Genomic DNA, 14000 nt, shown 5'->3' on the forward strand with positions numbered 1-14000 from the left:
GTGCCCGACGGTGTCTTCGCCACCCCCACCCGCCGGGGCCGGGGCGTAGCGGCCCCGCCGGGTGGGGGTGGCGAAGACACCGTCGGGCACCGCCAGCATCGCCAGGCACGCCGCGAACGGGATGGCGGCAATGTAGAACCGCAGGAACGGAAACGTCGACCCGGAGGCATAGCTGTAGGCCTGGAAGGCCAGCACCGCACCGTAGAGCGTCACCGGCACCACCAGCATGGAGGCCTTCGGCCGGCGCCACCGCAGCGCCCCGGCCCACAACCCGATCGGGATCAGGGTCGGCGCCAGCAACATGATGCACAACCCGGCGAAGGCGAACCCCTGCGCCAGACCGGTGTTCGGCGACCCGCCCTCCTGCGCCAGGATCGCGGCGTTGCCGTACTGGGAGGTGAACTGCGCGAAGGCGTCGCCGGTGATCAACCAGCTCGTCGCCGCCCACCCGACGAAGGCGGCGAACCCGGGCCCGCTGACGATGAGCAGGTCCATCAGGGCCCGGCGGAACCGCGGTGCGGTGCGCGCCCGCCGGTAGGTGGTGATGCCCACCACGAGCCCGGCGGCGGCGATCGTCCCGACGGCGTCGTAGCGGGTCAGGTAGGCCAGGCCCATCGCGATGCCGCCGGCCACCACCAGGTGGTGCACGTCGTCGTCGACCATCCACATGATCAGCCGGCGAACCGACCAGGTGAGGAAGAAGACGAACGGCGCCTCGCTCATCCCGTTGCTGCCGTAGAAGATGATCATCGGGTTCAGCGCGAACAGGCCGGTGATGGCCAGCACGTAGGGCCGCGGCAGCCCCCGGTCGGTGCCCATCGACATGATCTGCCACACCGCGCCGGCCATGAACACCGCCGACATCAGCGAGCCCGCGTACGCCCGCGCCGTCAGGTCCGGCCACCACTGGCTGAGCAGGATGGCGGGGATCTCCAGCATGGCGGTCAACGGGGTGAAGATGAAACCGATGGCCGCCAGGTGCGGATCGCGGCTGAACACCACGCTGCCCGACGCCTGGACCCGGGCGAGCGCGTCGCCCAGGATGAACCCGTGGCGCACCTGCAGCCAGTAGCCGGCGCCCGCGTACAGCGCGAACGCGGCCAGGAACAGCAGCTGCTTGCAGCGACGGTCGGTCACGCTGACCCGCTCACGCCGGTTGCTGCTCGGATGCGGCATCGGGTTCCCGGCCGGGTTCCCGGCCGGCCTGCTCGCCGGGTTTGGCGGCCAGGCCGTGGAAGGTCTTCTCCCAGTAGGACGGGTTGCGCAGCAGCTGGTAGACGCCCTTGGCGGCGGCGACGCTCATCATGAGCCAGAAGACCGGCACGGTCACCGCGGCCAGCAGCAGGTCCGACCGGTCGTCCTCGCGCAGGGCGATCACGTTCATGTACAGCGTGGCGAAGTTGCCCAGCACCAGCGCGATCAACGCGGGGAAGTAGACGAACCAGGGAAACACCCTGCCGACCTCTTCGGGCTGGCCCAGGAACCACAGCAGGGTGATCAGCCAGAACGCCAGGTTGAGCACGGCGACGATGGGCGTGCCGGCCAGCACCAGGTTGAACCGCACGAAACTGCGCGGCCCGAGCGTGCGGAAGAGCTTGACGGGCTGGCGGATGTGCACCAGCCACGTCTGCAGATAGCCCTTGTACCAGCGGGAGCGCTGCCGGATCCAGTTGATCGGGTCGCTGTTGGCCTCCTCCAGCGTGGTCGAATCCAGCACCGCGGTGTGATAGCCGGAGGCGTCGATGCGCAACCCCAGGTCGGCATCCTCGGTGACGTTGAACGGGTCCCACGAGCCGATCTCGTCGAGCACCGAGCGGCGCAGGTGATTGGAGGTGCCGCCCAACGGGATCGGCGAGGTGGTGGTCATCATGCCGGGCAGCAGATACCCGAACCACAGACCGTACTCGGCGGTGAACCATGCGGTCAGGATGTTCTGGTGGCCGTTGTGATAGACGAGTTTGGCCTGCACACAGGCGATGTCGTCGGGCAACCGGCGGAACGCGGCGGCCACCCGGCGCAGCTGCAGCGGCTCGGGCAGGTCCTCCGCGTCATAGATGGTGACGATCTCCCCGGTGGCGAAGAACAGCCCGTAGTTGCAGGCCTTGGGCTTGGTGCGCGGTTCGGCGGGGGGCACCAGCAGGATGGTGATCATCTCCGAGTTCGCGCAACCGCGGGCGGCGTCGATGGTGACCTCGTCGTCGGCCTCCAGCAGCAGCAGCACCTGCAGTTTGTCCGCCGGGTACTCCAGCGCAGCCATCGCCCCGATCAGGTCACCCACCACTTCGGGTTCGTTGTAGGCCGGCACCAGGATGGTGTAGCGCGGCAGCTCGTCGTCGGGGATCGCCCGGGCCTGTTCGTCGCTGATCACGATCGGCCGCGAGGCCAGGCCGTCCTTGAAGATCAGCACCCGGTCGATCATGGTCAGCACGTAGGCCAGGGTGCACAGCCCGATCAGCACCACCGCGGTGGGCTCCCAACTCCACCAGGCGAACCCGATCGTGATGATCACCAGTGACCCCGCCAGCGCCTTCTGCCAGCCCAGCGCCGCCACCGCCGCCGACTGCAGCGGGTGCTGCTCGCGCAGTCCGTTGATCGCCTGGTACAGCGCGAACTGCCGCTCCTCCTCGGTGGCCGTGTCGGGTGACAGCGGCAGCGCCGGGGCGCTCACGGCCCGGCCCCGCCGGCCTGCAGCTGGGCGCGGACCAGGGCACGGCCGAAACCGGTCAGCAGTTCATCGTCCTTGTAGCGGTGCTCCGTGTCGGTCTCGGCCGCGTTGCCGCGGAACAGAATCGTCAGCATCGAGGCCAGGGTCGGCCCCACGGCACCGGTCGGGCGCGGGAACGGCGCCCAGTCCTCATGGTTGTCCACGGCGACCACCAGCACCCGCTGGGTCAGTTCGCCGTCGCTCCACGTCCACAGCAGCGCCTCCCAGGTCACCAGGATCCGGTCGTCCACGGCCGAGAACAGGTCGGCGGTCACGCCGCTTCCCAGGTCGACCGGCTCCGGCGGGCTCAGCCGGGCTCCCTCGAGCCGGTAGATCAGCCGGGGCGGGTAGGTGTTCAGAGAGAACGGGCGCCGGGTTACCGTCGTGTCCACGACGAGAGTGCGGGGGCGGGCGAATTTGTCGTACCGGCCCTCGCCGACGTCCTGCACCATCAGCTGCCGGGTCAGGGCGGATCCGCGGCCGTAGAGGCGGGTGACCCACTCGTACCGGACCGTCTCGGCGACATGCCAGCCCGGCGGCGCCGCCGGGGGCGCGTCGAACCGCAGCGACGGATTGGTGTAGACCCGGGCGAAGCCGGTATCGGGTACCCGCACCAACGACAACGCGATCGCGACGGCCAGCACCACCGGCAGCGCCGACCAGACCTGGCTGGCGGCAAGCGGCTCCACCCTGCGCTCGAGCAGTCGCTTGGCGCGCCCGCGCCGGGAGCCGAAGAACACCGCCACCATCACCAGGACGACCGCGGTCAGGGTGGGGATGAACTGGAAGGCCGCCAGGGGGGCGTCGGGGAACAGCCACGCCATCAGCCCCAGGGTGGCCAGGCCCACCCCCCACGCCGCCACCGACGCGAAGAACCCGCGGTCGACGGTGCGGCCCGTGCCGATCCCGGTGGCCACTGCGGCGACGATCAGGGTCGTCATGCCGGCCGCGATCCGGTTTCCGCCCAACAGGATCACCGTGAGCAGATACGGCAGCGGGAACACCATGAAGCACATGACCCACACCCAGGCGAACCGGATCACCGGCCGCAGACCGAAGAGCACGATTGCCGAGCTCAGCACGAACAGCACCAGGGCCACCAGGTCCAGGCGCAGCAGGTAGTAGTACTGCGAATAGCGATTCAGCAGGACCGCGTGCAGCATCAGCGCCAGCACCAGGCCCATGGTCCCGACGATCAGATCGGTCTGGCGGTCGTGGATCGGAAGTTCGGTGCGGCGGCGCCGGGCCACCCCCTGCGCGGCCATGACGGCGACGACGGGCACGATCCACACGTAGCTGCCCATGGCTCCGGCCGCCGTGGCCGCGATGGTCCTGTCGATGGTCTCGTGGAAGGCCAGCACGGTCACGATCGCGATGAACGACCACCGCAGGATCAGCCGGTACACCGGGTGCAGGGAGTGCAGGAACGGCGTCGTGGCCTTGGGCGGTTGCGGCGCCTCGATCACCGGAGTGCTCCCGGTCATCTCACTCACCCGGTTTCGTGCGCCGGGACCGCAGCACGATCCACAGCCCGCCGAGCAGCACCACGAGCATCACCAGGGCGCCGAACGCCCAGTAGACGATGCGCTGGTCATCGCCCTCACCGGTGATCGGCGCGGCGGTCTGCACCGCGCTCGGCACGATCAGCGGGTCGCGTCCGGGCACGGACACCACCGCCGTGCCGTCGATCACCGACCACCGGCGCGGGTCGGCGTCCAGCCAGCGCAGCAGCTCGTCCAGTTGGGCTGCATCGCGGTTGGACGTGGCCACCAGCAGCGTGCGCTCGTTCTCGGTGAGGGTGAGCAACGAGCCGAACCGAACCCCGGGTTCCAGGGTCAGGGTGGTGGGGTTGCCGTCGGCGTCGACCACCTCGACGGTCATCGGCACGGTCTCGGGAGCCGAGATCGGCAGCCGTATGTCGGTGTCCTGCCAGCCGTCCGGCGTGATCAGCACCGCCGGGCCGGGCGAGTCGATGGCCTCCCGGAGCGGCATCACCACCGGGTCGACCGGCAGCGCGCTGAGCCGCTGCAGCCCTGTCATGATCTGCACGGCGCGGACCGTGTCGGCATAGGCGTCGGCGTTGATCCCCACCGCGACACGGGGCATCAGCGCCTGGGGCAGCGACTGGAAGCCCTCCGGCACCGGGGGGCGGGCCGGGGTGCTCTGCACGGCCGTGGATCCGTCGATGACGAGGGCGATCGGCTGGAACTCGCCGCAGCGGCCGGTGTTGCCGGAGATGTTCACCTGGACGTTGAGCGTGGTGTAGCGCTTGAGCAGCCGATCCGGAATGTCGACCCAGCGGTCGATGACACCGCTGGGGTCGGCCGGCCACTGGGCGACCGTCTCGCCCGCGATCGAGGCGAGCACCTGCCCGCCGATCGCCGCCGGCAGCGGGGTGTAGGTCCCGACCAGGTGGACCCGCAGATTCTTGACGGGATGACCCAGCCGCGTCTGGTCCAGGGCGATACCGACCTGGGGGTTCAGCGCGACAGCATTGACGCCGGGCTGGCCGAGTTCCCGGATGGTCGTCAGGTTCCCGGGCAGCTGGGGCACCGAGCGCAGCGGCCCGATGACCGCCTTGGAGCTGACGGCGAACTGCGCCACCGTGCTGGTGATCAGGCGGGTCTGGTTGGCCAATTCGTTGGGCCCGCCCGATACCAGCAAAGCCGGCATTTCGGATTCCGCGCCGAACAGGGAAACCCCGTTGTCGGCGCTTTGCACCACCGCGATATGCCGTTCGAACGGGCCGGTATCCCCGACCGGCGGGCTGGTGGGGTCCGCCAGCTGCTCCACCGTGATCGTCGGATTCTGTTTTCCGTAGTAGGCGGCGATCGACGTGGCGAGCTTGACCACCGCATCGGACTCGGCCTGCGAGGGCTCGGGGCCCACGAAGATCGTCAGCGCCCGCAGCACGGGCGGCAGGAAGTCCGCGACGGTGCTCGGCCTGGTCTCCACCCCGGTGAAGCTGACCGTGACGTCGGTCAGCCGCAGCGGGTTGGTCGGGTCCACGCAGTATCCGTCCTCGGGCATCAGATATCCGCGCAGCAGCAGGGTCACCGAGTTGTCGGTGACCCGCACCCCCGTCAGCGGGATGATCAGTGGCCCCGGGGGCCCCGGCGGAATGTCGACGCGGGCCAGCACCCTGTCGTCCTGGGTGACGGTGACCGTTGCGCTGCGCACGTAGACCGGCAACTGGGCGGTGACGTTGAGCGTCGAGGGGGTCATACCGCGCGGCACCGGCAGGGTCAGCGTGGCGGTGCCGATCTGCCCGTACAGGGCCAGGTCAGCGTCCGAGCCCAGGTCCACCAGGGACAGGGTCGGAGAGTCGGCGAGCACCGAGGCGTCCGCGGAGTCATCCCCGGGCGCCGCGGAGGCGGGCGCGAGCGTCACCCCCGTCATCACCGTGACGATCACCGTGAGCAGTGCCAGGACGGCGGCAAACCGCGCCGTGGTCCATTTCCGCGACAACATCGCGTAAAGAGTAAACGGAGATTCGCTGCGATTACCCATTAAGCCACCGAAACGTCACAAACCCTCCGGGGCCATTTCGGCGAACCATTGTTTGGTTGCCTTTCTCAACAATACATGGAGATCAGCTAACCGAATCTCCAAGAAACTCACGAGCAAAAAGGCCCCGGCACGCTCCGCGCACCGGGGCCCTTTGTTTCCGCTCCACCCTCGCGGGCGCAGCTACTTCTTCGCGCGTACTACTTCGCGCGTACTACTTCGCTCGTTCCAGGATCTCGACCAGGCGCCACCGCTTGGTGGCCGAGGTCGGCCTGGTCTCCATCAGAGACACGCGATCGCCGATGCCGGCGTCGCCGTTCTCGTCATGGGCCTTGACCTTCTTGGTGGTCCGGATGATCTTGCCGTAGAGCGGGTGGCTCTTGCGATCCTCCAACTCGACCACGATGGTCTTCTGCATCTTGTCGCTGACGACATAGCCGATGGCGGTCTTGCGACGGCCGCGCGGCTTCTCGGTGCGCGGGGTGTGCTTGGGACCCTGCGCCTTGTCTTGTGTTGCAGCCATTTACGCTTCCTCACCAACGGGTCCGGAGGCCAGACCCAGTTCACGTTCGCGCAGCACCGTGTAGACGCGCGCGATTTCCTGGCGCACCGTGCGCAACCGACGATTGTTGTCGAGCTGCCCGGTAGCCATCTGGAAGCGCAGGTTGAACAGCTCTTCCTTCGACTCGCGCAGGCGATCGGTCAACTCGTCGTCGTTGAGCTCGCGCAGTTCGCCAGCGGAAATACCCACTGCCATCAGAACTGCTCCTCTCGGGTAACGATGCGTGCCTTGATCGGCAGCTTGTGAATCGCGCGGGTCAGTGCCGCGCGAGCGGTTTCTTCATTGGGGTAGCTCAGCTCGAACAGCACGCGCCCGGGCTTGACGTTGGCCACCCACCACTCCGGCGAACCCTTACCCGAACCCATGCGGGTCTCGGCGGGCTTCTTGGTCAGCGGACGGTCCGGGAAGATGTTGATCCACACCTTGCCGCCACGCTTGATGTGCCGGTTGATCGCGATACGGGCAGACTCGATCTGCCGGTTGGTGATGTAGGCATGCTCCAGTGCCTGGATGCCGTAATCGCCGAACGCGACCGTGGTGCCGCCACTGGCGGTACCGCGCTGCTTCGGGTGGTGCTGCTTGCGGTGCTTGACCTTGCGGGGAATCAGCATGACTCTCAGCTCTCCGTAGTCTCGGCGGGCGCCGTGGCGGCCGCGGCCGCGGGCGCCTCATCGGTGGCCGCCCGGCCCGCGTCGGTGCTCGTCGCGGTGGTGCCCGACGCGCCGCTGCGACGCGGGCGGGTGCCCGACGGGCGCTCCCGGCGCGGACGGTCGGCGGCCGGCGCCGCGGCGGCCAGCTCACGCTTGCCACCGACGACGTCACCCTTGTAGATCCACACCTTCACGCCGATGCGACCGAAGGTGGTGCGGGCCTCGTAGAGGCCGTAGTCGATGTCGGCCCGCAGCGTGTGCAGCGGGACGCGACCCTCACGGTAGAACTCCGAGCGGCTCATCTCGGCGCCGCCCAGGCGGCCCGAGCACTGCACCCGGATGCCCTTGACGTTGGGCTGACGCATGGCCGACTGAATGGCCTTGCGCATCGCGCGACGGAAGGCCACACGGTTGGACAGCTGCTCGGCGACGCCCTGGGCCACCAGCTGGGCCTGGCTCTCCGGGTTCTTGACCTCCAGGATGTTCAGCTGGACCTGCTTACCGGTCAGCTTCTCCAGGTCGGCCCGGATCCGGTCGGCCTCGGTGCCGCGGCGGCCGATGACGATCCCGGGACGCGCGGTGTGGATGTCCACCCGCACGCGGTCACGGGTCCGCTCGATCTCGACGTTGGCGATACCGGCGCGCTCCAGGCCGGTGGCCAGCAGCTTGCGGATCGCGACGTCTTCCTTGACGTAGTCGGCGTACTGCTTGTCGGCGTACCACCGCGACTTCCAGTCGGTGGTGATGCCGAGGCGGAAGCCGTGGGGGTTGATCTTCTGGCCCACTACTCCGAGCCTCCCTTCGCTTCGCTCGAAGCTTCTGTCGCGGTGTCGGTCTTCGGGGCCTTCTCGGCGGCCGCCTTCGGCGCGGCCTTCTTGGCTGCGGCGGCCTTGCTGGCCTGGGCGCGACGCGAACGGGCGGCGCCGGCCGAGGTCGCCTGGGCATCCCGCTTCTGCGGGCGGCTCTCGACGATCACGGTGATGTGGCTGGTGCGCTTGCGGATCCGGTAGGCACGCCCCTGGGCGCGCGGACGGATGCGCTTGGCGGTCGGCCCCTCGTCGGCGTACACGGTGGCCACCACCAGGGTCGACGGATCCAGGCCCTCGTTGTTCTGGGCGTTGGCCGCCGCGCTGGCGATCACCTTGGCGACCGGCTCGCTGGCCGACTGCGGCGCCCAGCGCAGAATGTCGAGGGCTTCCTCGACACTCTTCCCGCGGACCAGGTCGATCACCCGGCGCGCCTTGGTCGCCGAGACACGCACGAAGCGGGCCTTGGCCGTCGCGGACGGATACTCGATTGCTGTCTGAGTAGCTGTAGTCATCGGCGCTTACTCTTCCGGTCGTCCTTGATGTGACCCTTGAAGGTCCGCGTCGGCGCGAACTCGCCGAGCTTGTGCCCGACCATCGACTCGGTGACGAACACCGGGACGTGCTTGCGGCCGTCGTGGACGGCGAAGGTGTGCCCGATGAAGTCGGGGATGATGGTCGACCGACGGGACCAGGTCTTGATGACCTGCTTGGTGTTCTTCTCGTTCTGGACGTCGACCTTCTTGAGCAGATGGTCGTCGACGAACGGGCCCTTCTTCAGGCTGCGTGGCATCGCTACTTCTCCCTAATCCTCTACCGGCCTCAGCGCTTCTTGCCGGTGCGCCGGCGTCGGACGATGAGCTTGTCGCTCGGCTTGTTGGGCTTGCGGGTGCGGCCCTCGGGCTTACCCCAGGGGCTGACCGGATGGCGGCCACCGGAGGTCTTGCCCTCACCGCCGCCGTGCGGGTGGTCGACCGGGTTCATCACGACACCACGGACCGTGGGGCGCTTGCCCTTCCACCGCATGCGGCCGGCCTTGCCCCAGTTGATGTTGGCCTGCTCGGCGTTGCCGACCTCGCCGACGGTGGCGCGGCAGCGCACGTCGACGCGACGGATCTCGCCGGAGGGCATACGCAGCGAGGCGTAGGTGCCCTCCTTGCCCAACAGCTGGATGCTGACGCCGGCCGAGCGGGCGAGCTTGGCGCCGCCGCCGGGCCGCAGCTCGACGGCGTGGATCACGGTGCCGGCCGGGATGTTGCGCAGCGGCAGGTTGTTGCCGGGCTTGATGTCGGCGTTGGCACCGGACTCCACGACATCACCCTGCTTGAGGCCCTGCGGCGCGATGATGTAGCGCTTCTCGCCGTCCAGGAAGTGCAGCAGTGCGATGTTGGCGGTCCGGTTGGGGTCGTACTCGATGTGCGCGACCTTGGCGTTGACGCCGTCCTTGTCGTTGCGCCGGAAGTCGATCACCCGGTAGGCACGCTTGTGGCCACCGCCCTTGTGCCGGGTGGTGATCCGGCCGTGCGCGTTGCGACCGCCCTTGCCGTGCAGCGGGCGAACGAGCGACTTCTCCGGATGGTCGCGGGTGATCTCGGCGAAATCGGAGACGCTGGCACCGCGACGGCCAGGGGTCGTCGGCTTGTACTTGCGAATTGCCATATCAGTTCAAATCCTCTTATGTCCCTTGATCGGCGCTGGGTCAGGCCGGCGCGCCGAACAGGTCGATCGGCTTGCTGCCGGGTGCCAGGGTCACAATCGCGCGCTTGGTGCTCTTGCGCGTGCCGTAGCCGGTGCGGGTCCGCTTGCGCTTACCGTGCCGGTTCGCGGTGTTCACCGACTCGACCTTGACGGAGAAGATCTTCTCGATCGCGATCTTGATCTGCGTCTTGTTCGAATCCGGGTGCACCACGAAGGTGTACACGTTGTCCTCGATGAGCCCGTACGACTTCTCCGAGATGACCGGAGCCAGGATGATGTCGCGGGGGTCGGTCACGGTCGCCATCAGGCCGACACCTCCTCTTTCTGCGCCTTGGTGGCACCGGCGATGTAGGCGTCCAGGGCCTCCACCGAGAACACCACGTCGTCGGCGTTGAGCACGTCGTAGGTGTTGAGCTGGTCCGGCGAGATCACGTGCACACCGGGCAGGTTGCGGACGCTCTTGGCACCGACCTCGTCGGAACGGCCGATCACCAGCAGCACCTTGCGGTTGGGGGTCAGCGTCTCCAGGAACGCACGGGCGCTCTTGGTCGACGGGGTCTGACCGCTGATCACCTCGGTGACGGCGTGGATCCGCTCGTTGCGCGCCCGGTCCGAGAGCGCCCCGCGCAGCGCGGCGGCGATCATCTTCTTCGGGGTGCGCTGGCTGTAGTCACGCGGCTTTGGGCCGTGCACGGTGCCACCGCCGGTGAACTGCGGAGCCCGGGTCGAACCCTGGCGCGCGCGGCCGGTGCCCTTCTGCCGGTAGGGCTTACGGCCGCCACCGGAGACCTCGCCGCGGGTCTTGGTCGAGTGGGTGCCCTGACGCGCGGCGGCGAGCTGGGCCGTCACCACCTGATGCATCAGCGCGATGTTCGGCTCGACGTCGAAGAGGGCAGCCGGTAGTTCCACCGTGCCGCCGGACTTGCCGTCCGGGGTGCGGACGTCAATCGTGAGCGTGGATGCCATTACTTCTCACCTCGTTTGATCGCGCTGCGAACCATGACGAGTCCGCCGTTGCGGCCGGGGATGGCGCCCTTGATCAACAGCACGCCGTTCTCGGCGTCGACCTTGTGCACCACCAGGTTCTGCGTGGTCACTTTGTCGTTGCCCATCCGGCCGGCCATCCGGGTGCCCTTGAACACCCGGCCGGGGGTGGCGCAGCCACCGATGGAGCCGGGCCGGCGGTGCACCGCCTGGGCGCCGTGGCTGGCGCCCTGGCCGGAGAAGCCGTGACGCTTCATGGTGCCGGCGAAACCCTTGCCCTTGCTGGTGCCGGTGACGTCGACGTAGGTGCCGTCATCGAAGATGGCGGCGGTCAGCTCCTGGCCGACCTCGTAGTCGGCGGCGGCGGCCTCGTCCTCGAACCGCAACTCGGCCAGGTGCCGGCGCGGGTTCACCCCGGCGGCGGCGTACTGACCAGTCACGGGCTTGTTCACCTTGCGCGGGCTGATCTCGCCGTAGGCGAGCTGCACCGCGCTGTAACCGTCGCGCTCCGTGGTGCGGATGCGCGTCACAACGTTGGGCCCGGCCTTGACGACCGTCACCGGGACGACCTTGTTGTTCTCGTCGAACACCTGCGTCATGCCCAGTTTGGTGCCCAATATGCCTTTGCGTGCCATGGTTGCTGGGTCTCCTACTGGATGTTCACGTCGACGCTGGCCGGAAGATCGATGCGCATCAGGGCGTCAACGGTCTTGGGCGTCGGGTCGAGGATGTCGATCAGCCGCTTGTGGGTGCGCATCTCGAAGTGCTCCCGCGAGTCCTTGTACTTGTGCGGGGACCGGATGACGCAGTACACGTTCTTCTCGGTCGGCAGCGGCACCGGACCGACCACGCTGGCACCGGTACGGGTGACCGTCTCCACGATCTTGCGTGCCGAGGCGTCAATCGCCTCATGGTCGTAGGCCTTGAGCCTGATGCGGATCTTCTGTCCCGCCACGCTTCTCCTACCTTCACTGTCATTCCGGCGCCGGGCCTGGGCCCGGCAACCACGTAGGCGTGGAGCGCGCTGGTCGCGCTCGTATGCCGCCGCTGTTTACCTGTCTCTGGTTCACCGGCCCCCGCGGTCGGGCGTGTCACCCGACGCACACTTCCGTCCGCGGCCCGAAACTGCCGGATACACGAGCGATAAGGTGGGACCGGACGCGTCCGTGCGGACGCCGGTCGTCTGCCCCGCGCCGGACGGGCCCCAAAGGACACCGGCCCTGCTCAAGGCAACCCGAACAGTATGCCTCAGATCGGCGCGTGCTCCAAATCCCCGGGCATGCCGTCCGCACCCCCGGCCCGGGCCGCCGGAGGGACCCCGGATCCGGGACCCCGACCGGGTGACAGACCGGGTGACAGACCGGGTGATCCGGCGCCCCGCGGCAGGGTCGACGGAACCCTGTGAGTTGCCTTACGAATCCCGGCGCGGGCGCTTCGCCAAGATGCATTTAACCGCGACATGGGCGACCATTACGCGTAACTGCACATATGTAGCGCTCGGGGGAGAAATGTCCGTTGTAGTGCCACAATACGAGAGTCCGTCGCTGCGGCGCCGCCGCCGCGCTGAACGAGCAAACATTCGGCTGGATCTCCAGGGTTTGCGGATGGTGGCCGTCCTGGCGATCCTCGCCCATCACCTCTGGGGTGTGCCCCGGGGCGGGTTCGTCGGCATCGACGTCTTCTTCGTCATCTCGGGATTCCTGGTCACCGGCGGACTGCTGCGCAGCACCGAGGGCCGCGAGAGGCCGTCGATGCGGCAGTTCTACTGGAACCGGCTGCGGCGCATCGTCCCGGCCGCCACGGTGGTGCTGCTGCTCACCTGTGTGGCCGCGGCGCTGGTGTTCCCGGCGGCCCGCGCCCACCAGGTGGGGCTGGACGCCGCGTTCGCCTTCGTGTTCCTGGCGAACTGGCGTTTCGCCGCCGAGGACGCCGGCGGCATCGCGTCGGCCCAGTCCCCCCTGCAGCACTACTGGGCATTGTCCGTCGAGGAGCAGTTCCACCTCGTGTGGCCGGTGGTGGTGCTGGCGCTGTGCCTGGTCGTGGCGCGCAAGGGCTGGCCGGGCGCCCGGCGCGCCGTGCTGATCGGCGGCGTCGTCGGGGTACTGATCGCCGCCTCGTGGGGGTGGTCGCTCTACGAGACCGCGACGTCGCCGGACTGGGCCTACTTCGACACCGCCGCGCGCCTCTGGGAACTGGGCATCGGGGCCCTGCTGGCCACCGCGGCAGGCGTCCTCGCGCGGATACCGGAGGTCCTCAAGCCGGCACTGTCGTGGGCGGGGCTGGTGCTCATCGGCGCGGGCATGATGCTCATCAACGCCGACTCCACGGGCTTCCCAGCGCCGTGGGCGCTGCTGCCGGTGACCGGTGCCGCACTGGTGATCATTGCCGGGGTCGGTAGCGAGCCGGTCCTGCAGGGCCTGCTGCGCAACCCGGTCAGCACCTATCTGGGTGATATCTCGTATTCGCTCTACCTGGTGCACTGGCCGGTCATCGTCATCGTCGGCGCGACGATGGCTCCGGGCGCCAACTTCGCCGCATGCGTGCTCGCGCTCAGCTTCGGGTTGGCCGTCGCCTGCCACCACTTCATCGAGAACCCGTTGCGTGATGCCAGCCCGGAACGGTTCCGGGAACTGCGGCACGACATCAGACGCGGGCTCTACCACCCGCTGCCGTCGAGCAAGTACGCGGCGGTAGCGGCACTGACGCTGGTGACGGTCGCCCTGATCGCCTTCGTCACCCGGCCCGATGCCTACGACCAGGGCACGCCTCCCCCGGTGCCGGTCGTCACCCCGCACGAGGGCGGCTGAGGCGACGGGCGAGCACCGGTCAACGGAGCACCGCCGACACCGAACCCGTTTCGCCCCTGGCCGTTCCGCCCCTGCCTGAGCCCTCGGGCTTGCGGTGGTGCTGGAGAAACGCCGGCCGGTGTGGCTGTCGCCGGTCGACGAGGCCGAACTCGCCGAGCGCGCCCGCAGCGCGTCGCGGCGCATCCTGATCGAGTCCGGGGTGCGCCCGCGACACGACGACCTGTGGCGCTCGATCGCCGCGCCGGCCGGATAGGGCGGCACTCGGCCGGCAGCGGCGCCGCC

Annotated in this window: 17 protein-coding genes; 2 read left to right on the forward strand and 15 right to left on the reverse strand. The window is 68.7% G+C overall.

Annotated elements, in window-relative coordinates:
• The 15 genes from CSR00_RS13270 to rpsJ all read right to left on the reverse strand — a co-directional run.
• A partial coding sequence (locus CSR00_RS13270; RefSeq protein ID WP_245905992.1) for a glycosyltransferase family protein occupies positions 1-1176 on the reverse strand: 1176 nt, incomplete at its 3' end.
• Positions 1148-2647 (reverse strand): glycosyltransferase, encoded by a 1500-nt coding sequence (locus CSR00_RS13275; protein WP_099022927.1) that lies wholly within the window; start codon positions 2645-2647, stop codon positions 1148-1150. The genes CSR00_RS13275 and CSR00_RS13270, both read right to left, overlap by 29 nt.
• Positions 2648-2664: 17 nt before the next feature.
• Positions 2665-4188 (reverse strand): hypothetical protein, encoded by a 1524-nt coding sequence (locus CSR00_RS13280; RefSeq protein WP_245905994.1) that lies wholly within the window; start codon positions 4186-4188, stop codon positions 2665-2667.
• Between the two features lies 1 nt (position 4189).
• Entirely contained in the window at positions 4190-6175 is a 1986-nt protein-coding gene (locus CSR00_RS13285; RefSeq protein ID WP_245905995.1) for a hypothetical protein, read from the reverse strand.
• A gap of 250 nt (positions 6176-6425) precedes the next feature.
• Positions 6426-6734 (reverse strand): 30S ribosomal protein S17, encoded by a 309-nt coding sequence (gene rpsQ / locus CSR00_RS13290; RefSeq protein WP_099022880.1) that lies wholly within the window; start codon positions 6732-6734, stop codon positions 6426-6428.
• On the reverse strand, positions 6735-6968 hold the full coding sequence (rpmC, locus tag CSR00_RS13295; RefSeq protein ID WP_099022881.1) for a 50S ribosomal protein L29: 234 nt from the start codon (positions 6966-6968) through the stop codon (positions 6735-6737).
• On the reverse strand, positions 6968-7384 hold the full coding sequence (gene rplP / locus CSR00_RS13300; RefSeq protein WP_099022882.1) for a 50S ribosomal protein L16: 417 nt from the start codon (positions 7382-7384) through the stop codon (positions 6968-6970). Before rplP ends, rpmC begins: the two co-directional genes overlap by 1 nt.
• 5 nt (positions 7385-7389) lie before the next feature.
• Complete coding sequence (gene rpsC, locus CSR00_RS13305; RefSeq protein ID WP_099022883.1) at positions 7390-8208, reverse strand: 30S ribosomal protein S3; 819 nt, start codon at positions 8206-8208, stop codon at positions 7390-7392.
• A complete protein-coding gene (rplV, locus tag CSR00_RS13310) occupies positions 8208-8744 on the reverse strand; it encodes a 50S ribosomal protein L22 (RefSeq protein ID WP_099022884.1) in 537 nt (178 codons plus the stop codon). Before rplV ends, rpsC begins: the two co-directional genes overlap by 1 nt.
• The gene (gene rpsS, locus CSR00_RS13315) at positions 8741-9022 is read right to left on the reverse strand and encodes a 30S ribosomal protein S19 (protein ID WP_011739061.1); all 282 of its coding nucleotides are present in this window, start codon (positions 9020-9022) and stop codon (positions 8741-8743) included. The genes rplV and rpsS overlap by 4 nt, the downstream gene beginning before the upstream one ends.
• Positions 9023-9051: 29 nt before the next feature.
• Positions 9052-9888, reverse strand: a complete 837-nt coding sequence (gene rplB, locus CSR00_RS13320; protein WP_099022885.1) for a 50S ribosomal protein L2 — start codon at positions 9886-9888, stop codon at positions 9052-9054.
• Positions 9889-9928: 40 nt separating this feature from the next.
• Positions 9929-10231 carry a 50S ribosomal protein L23 gene (gene rplW / locus CSR00_RS13325; RefSeq protein WP_099022886.1) on the reverse strand — a complete coding sequence of 101 codons (303 nt, stop codon included), beginning with the start codon at positions 10229-10231 and terminating at the stop codon, positions 9929-9931.
• Positions 10231-10893 carry a 50S ribosomal protein L4 gene (rplD, locus tag CSR00_RS13330; protein ID WP_099022887.1) on the reverse strand — a complete coding sequence of 221 codons (663 nt, stop codon included), beginning with the start codon at positions 10891-10893 and terminating at the stop codon, positions 10231-10233. The genes rplW and rplD overlap by 1 nt, the downstream gene beginning before the upstream one ends.
• On the reverse strand, positions 10893-11546 hold the full coding sequence (rplC, locus tag CSR00_RS13335) for a 50S ribosomal protein L3 (RefSeq protein WP_099022888.1): 654 nt from the start codon (positions 11544-11546) through the stop codon (positions 10893-10895). The genes rplD and rplC overlap by 1 nt, the downstream gene beginning before the upstream one ends.
• A 14-nt stretch (positions 11547-11560) precedes the next feature.
• Entirely contained in the window at positions 11561-11866 is a 306-nt protein-coding gene (gene rpsJ, locus CSR00_RS13340; RefSeq protein WP_003883485.1) for a 30S ribosomal protein S10, read from the reverse strand.
• 553 nt (positions 11867-12419) lie between these two features.
• Between rpsJ and CSR00_RS13345 the strand changes: the two genes are divergently transcribed.
• Both CSR00_RS13345 and CSR00_RS30670 read left to right on the forward strand, forming a co-directional pair.
• Complete coding sequence (locus CSR00_RS13345) at positions 12420-13718, forward strand: acyltransferase family protein (protein WP_099022889.1); 1299 nt, start codon at positions 12420-12422, stop codon at positions 13716-13718.
• A gap of 97 nt (positions 13719-13815) precedes the next feature.
• Entirely contained in the window at positions 13816-13971 is a 156-nt protein-coding gene (locus CSR00_RS30670; protein WP_176562046.1) for a hypothetical protein, read from the forward strand.
• The last annotated feature ends 29 nt before the right edge of the window (positions 13972-14000 follow it).

Source organism: Mycolicibacterium palauense, from assembly GCF_002592005.1.
Classification (GTDB): domain Bacteria; phylum Actinomycetota; class Actinomycetes; order Mycobacteriales; family Mycobacteriaceae; genus Mycobacterium; species Mycobacterium palauense.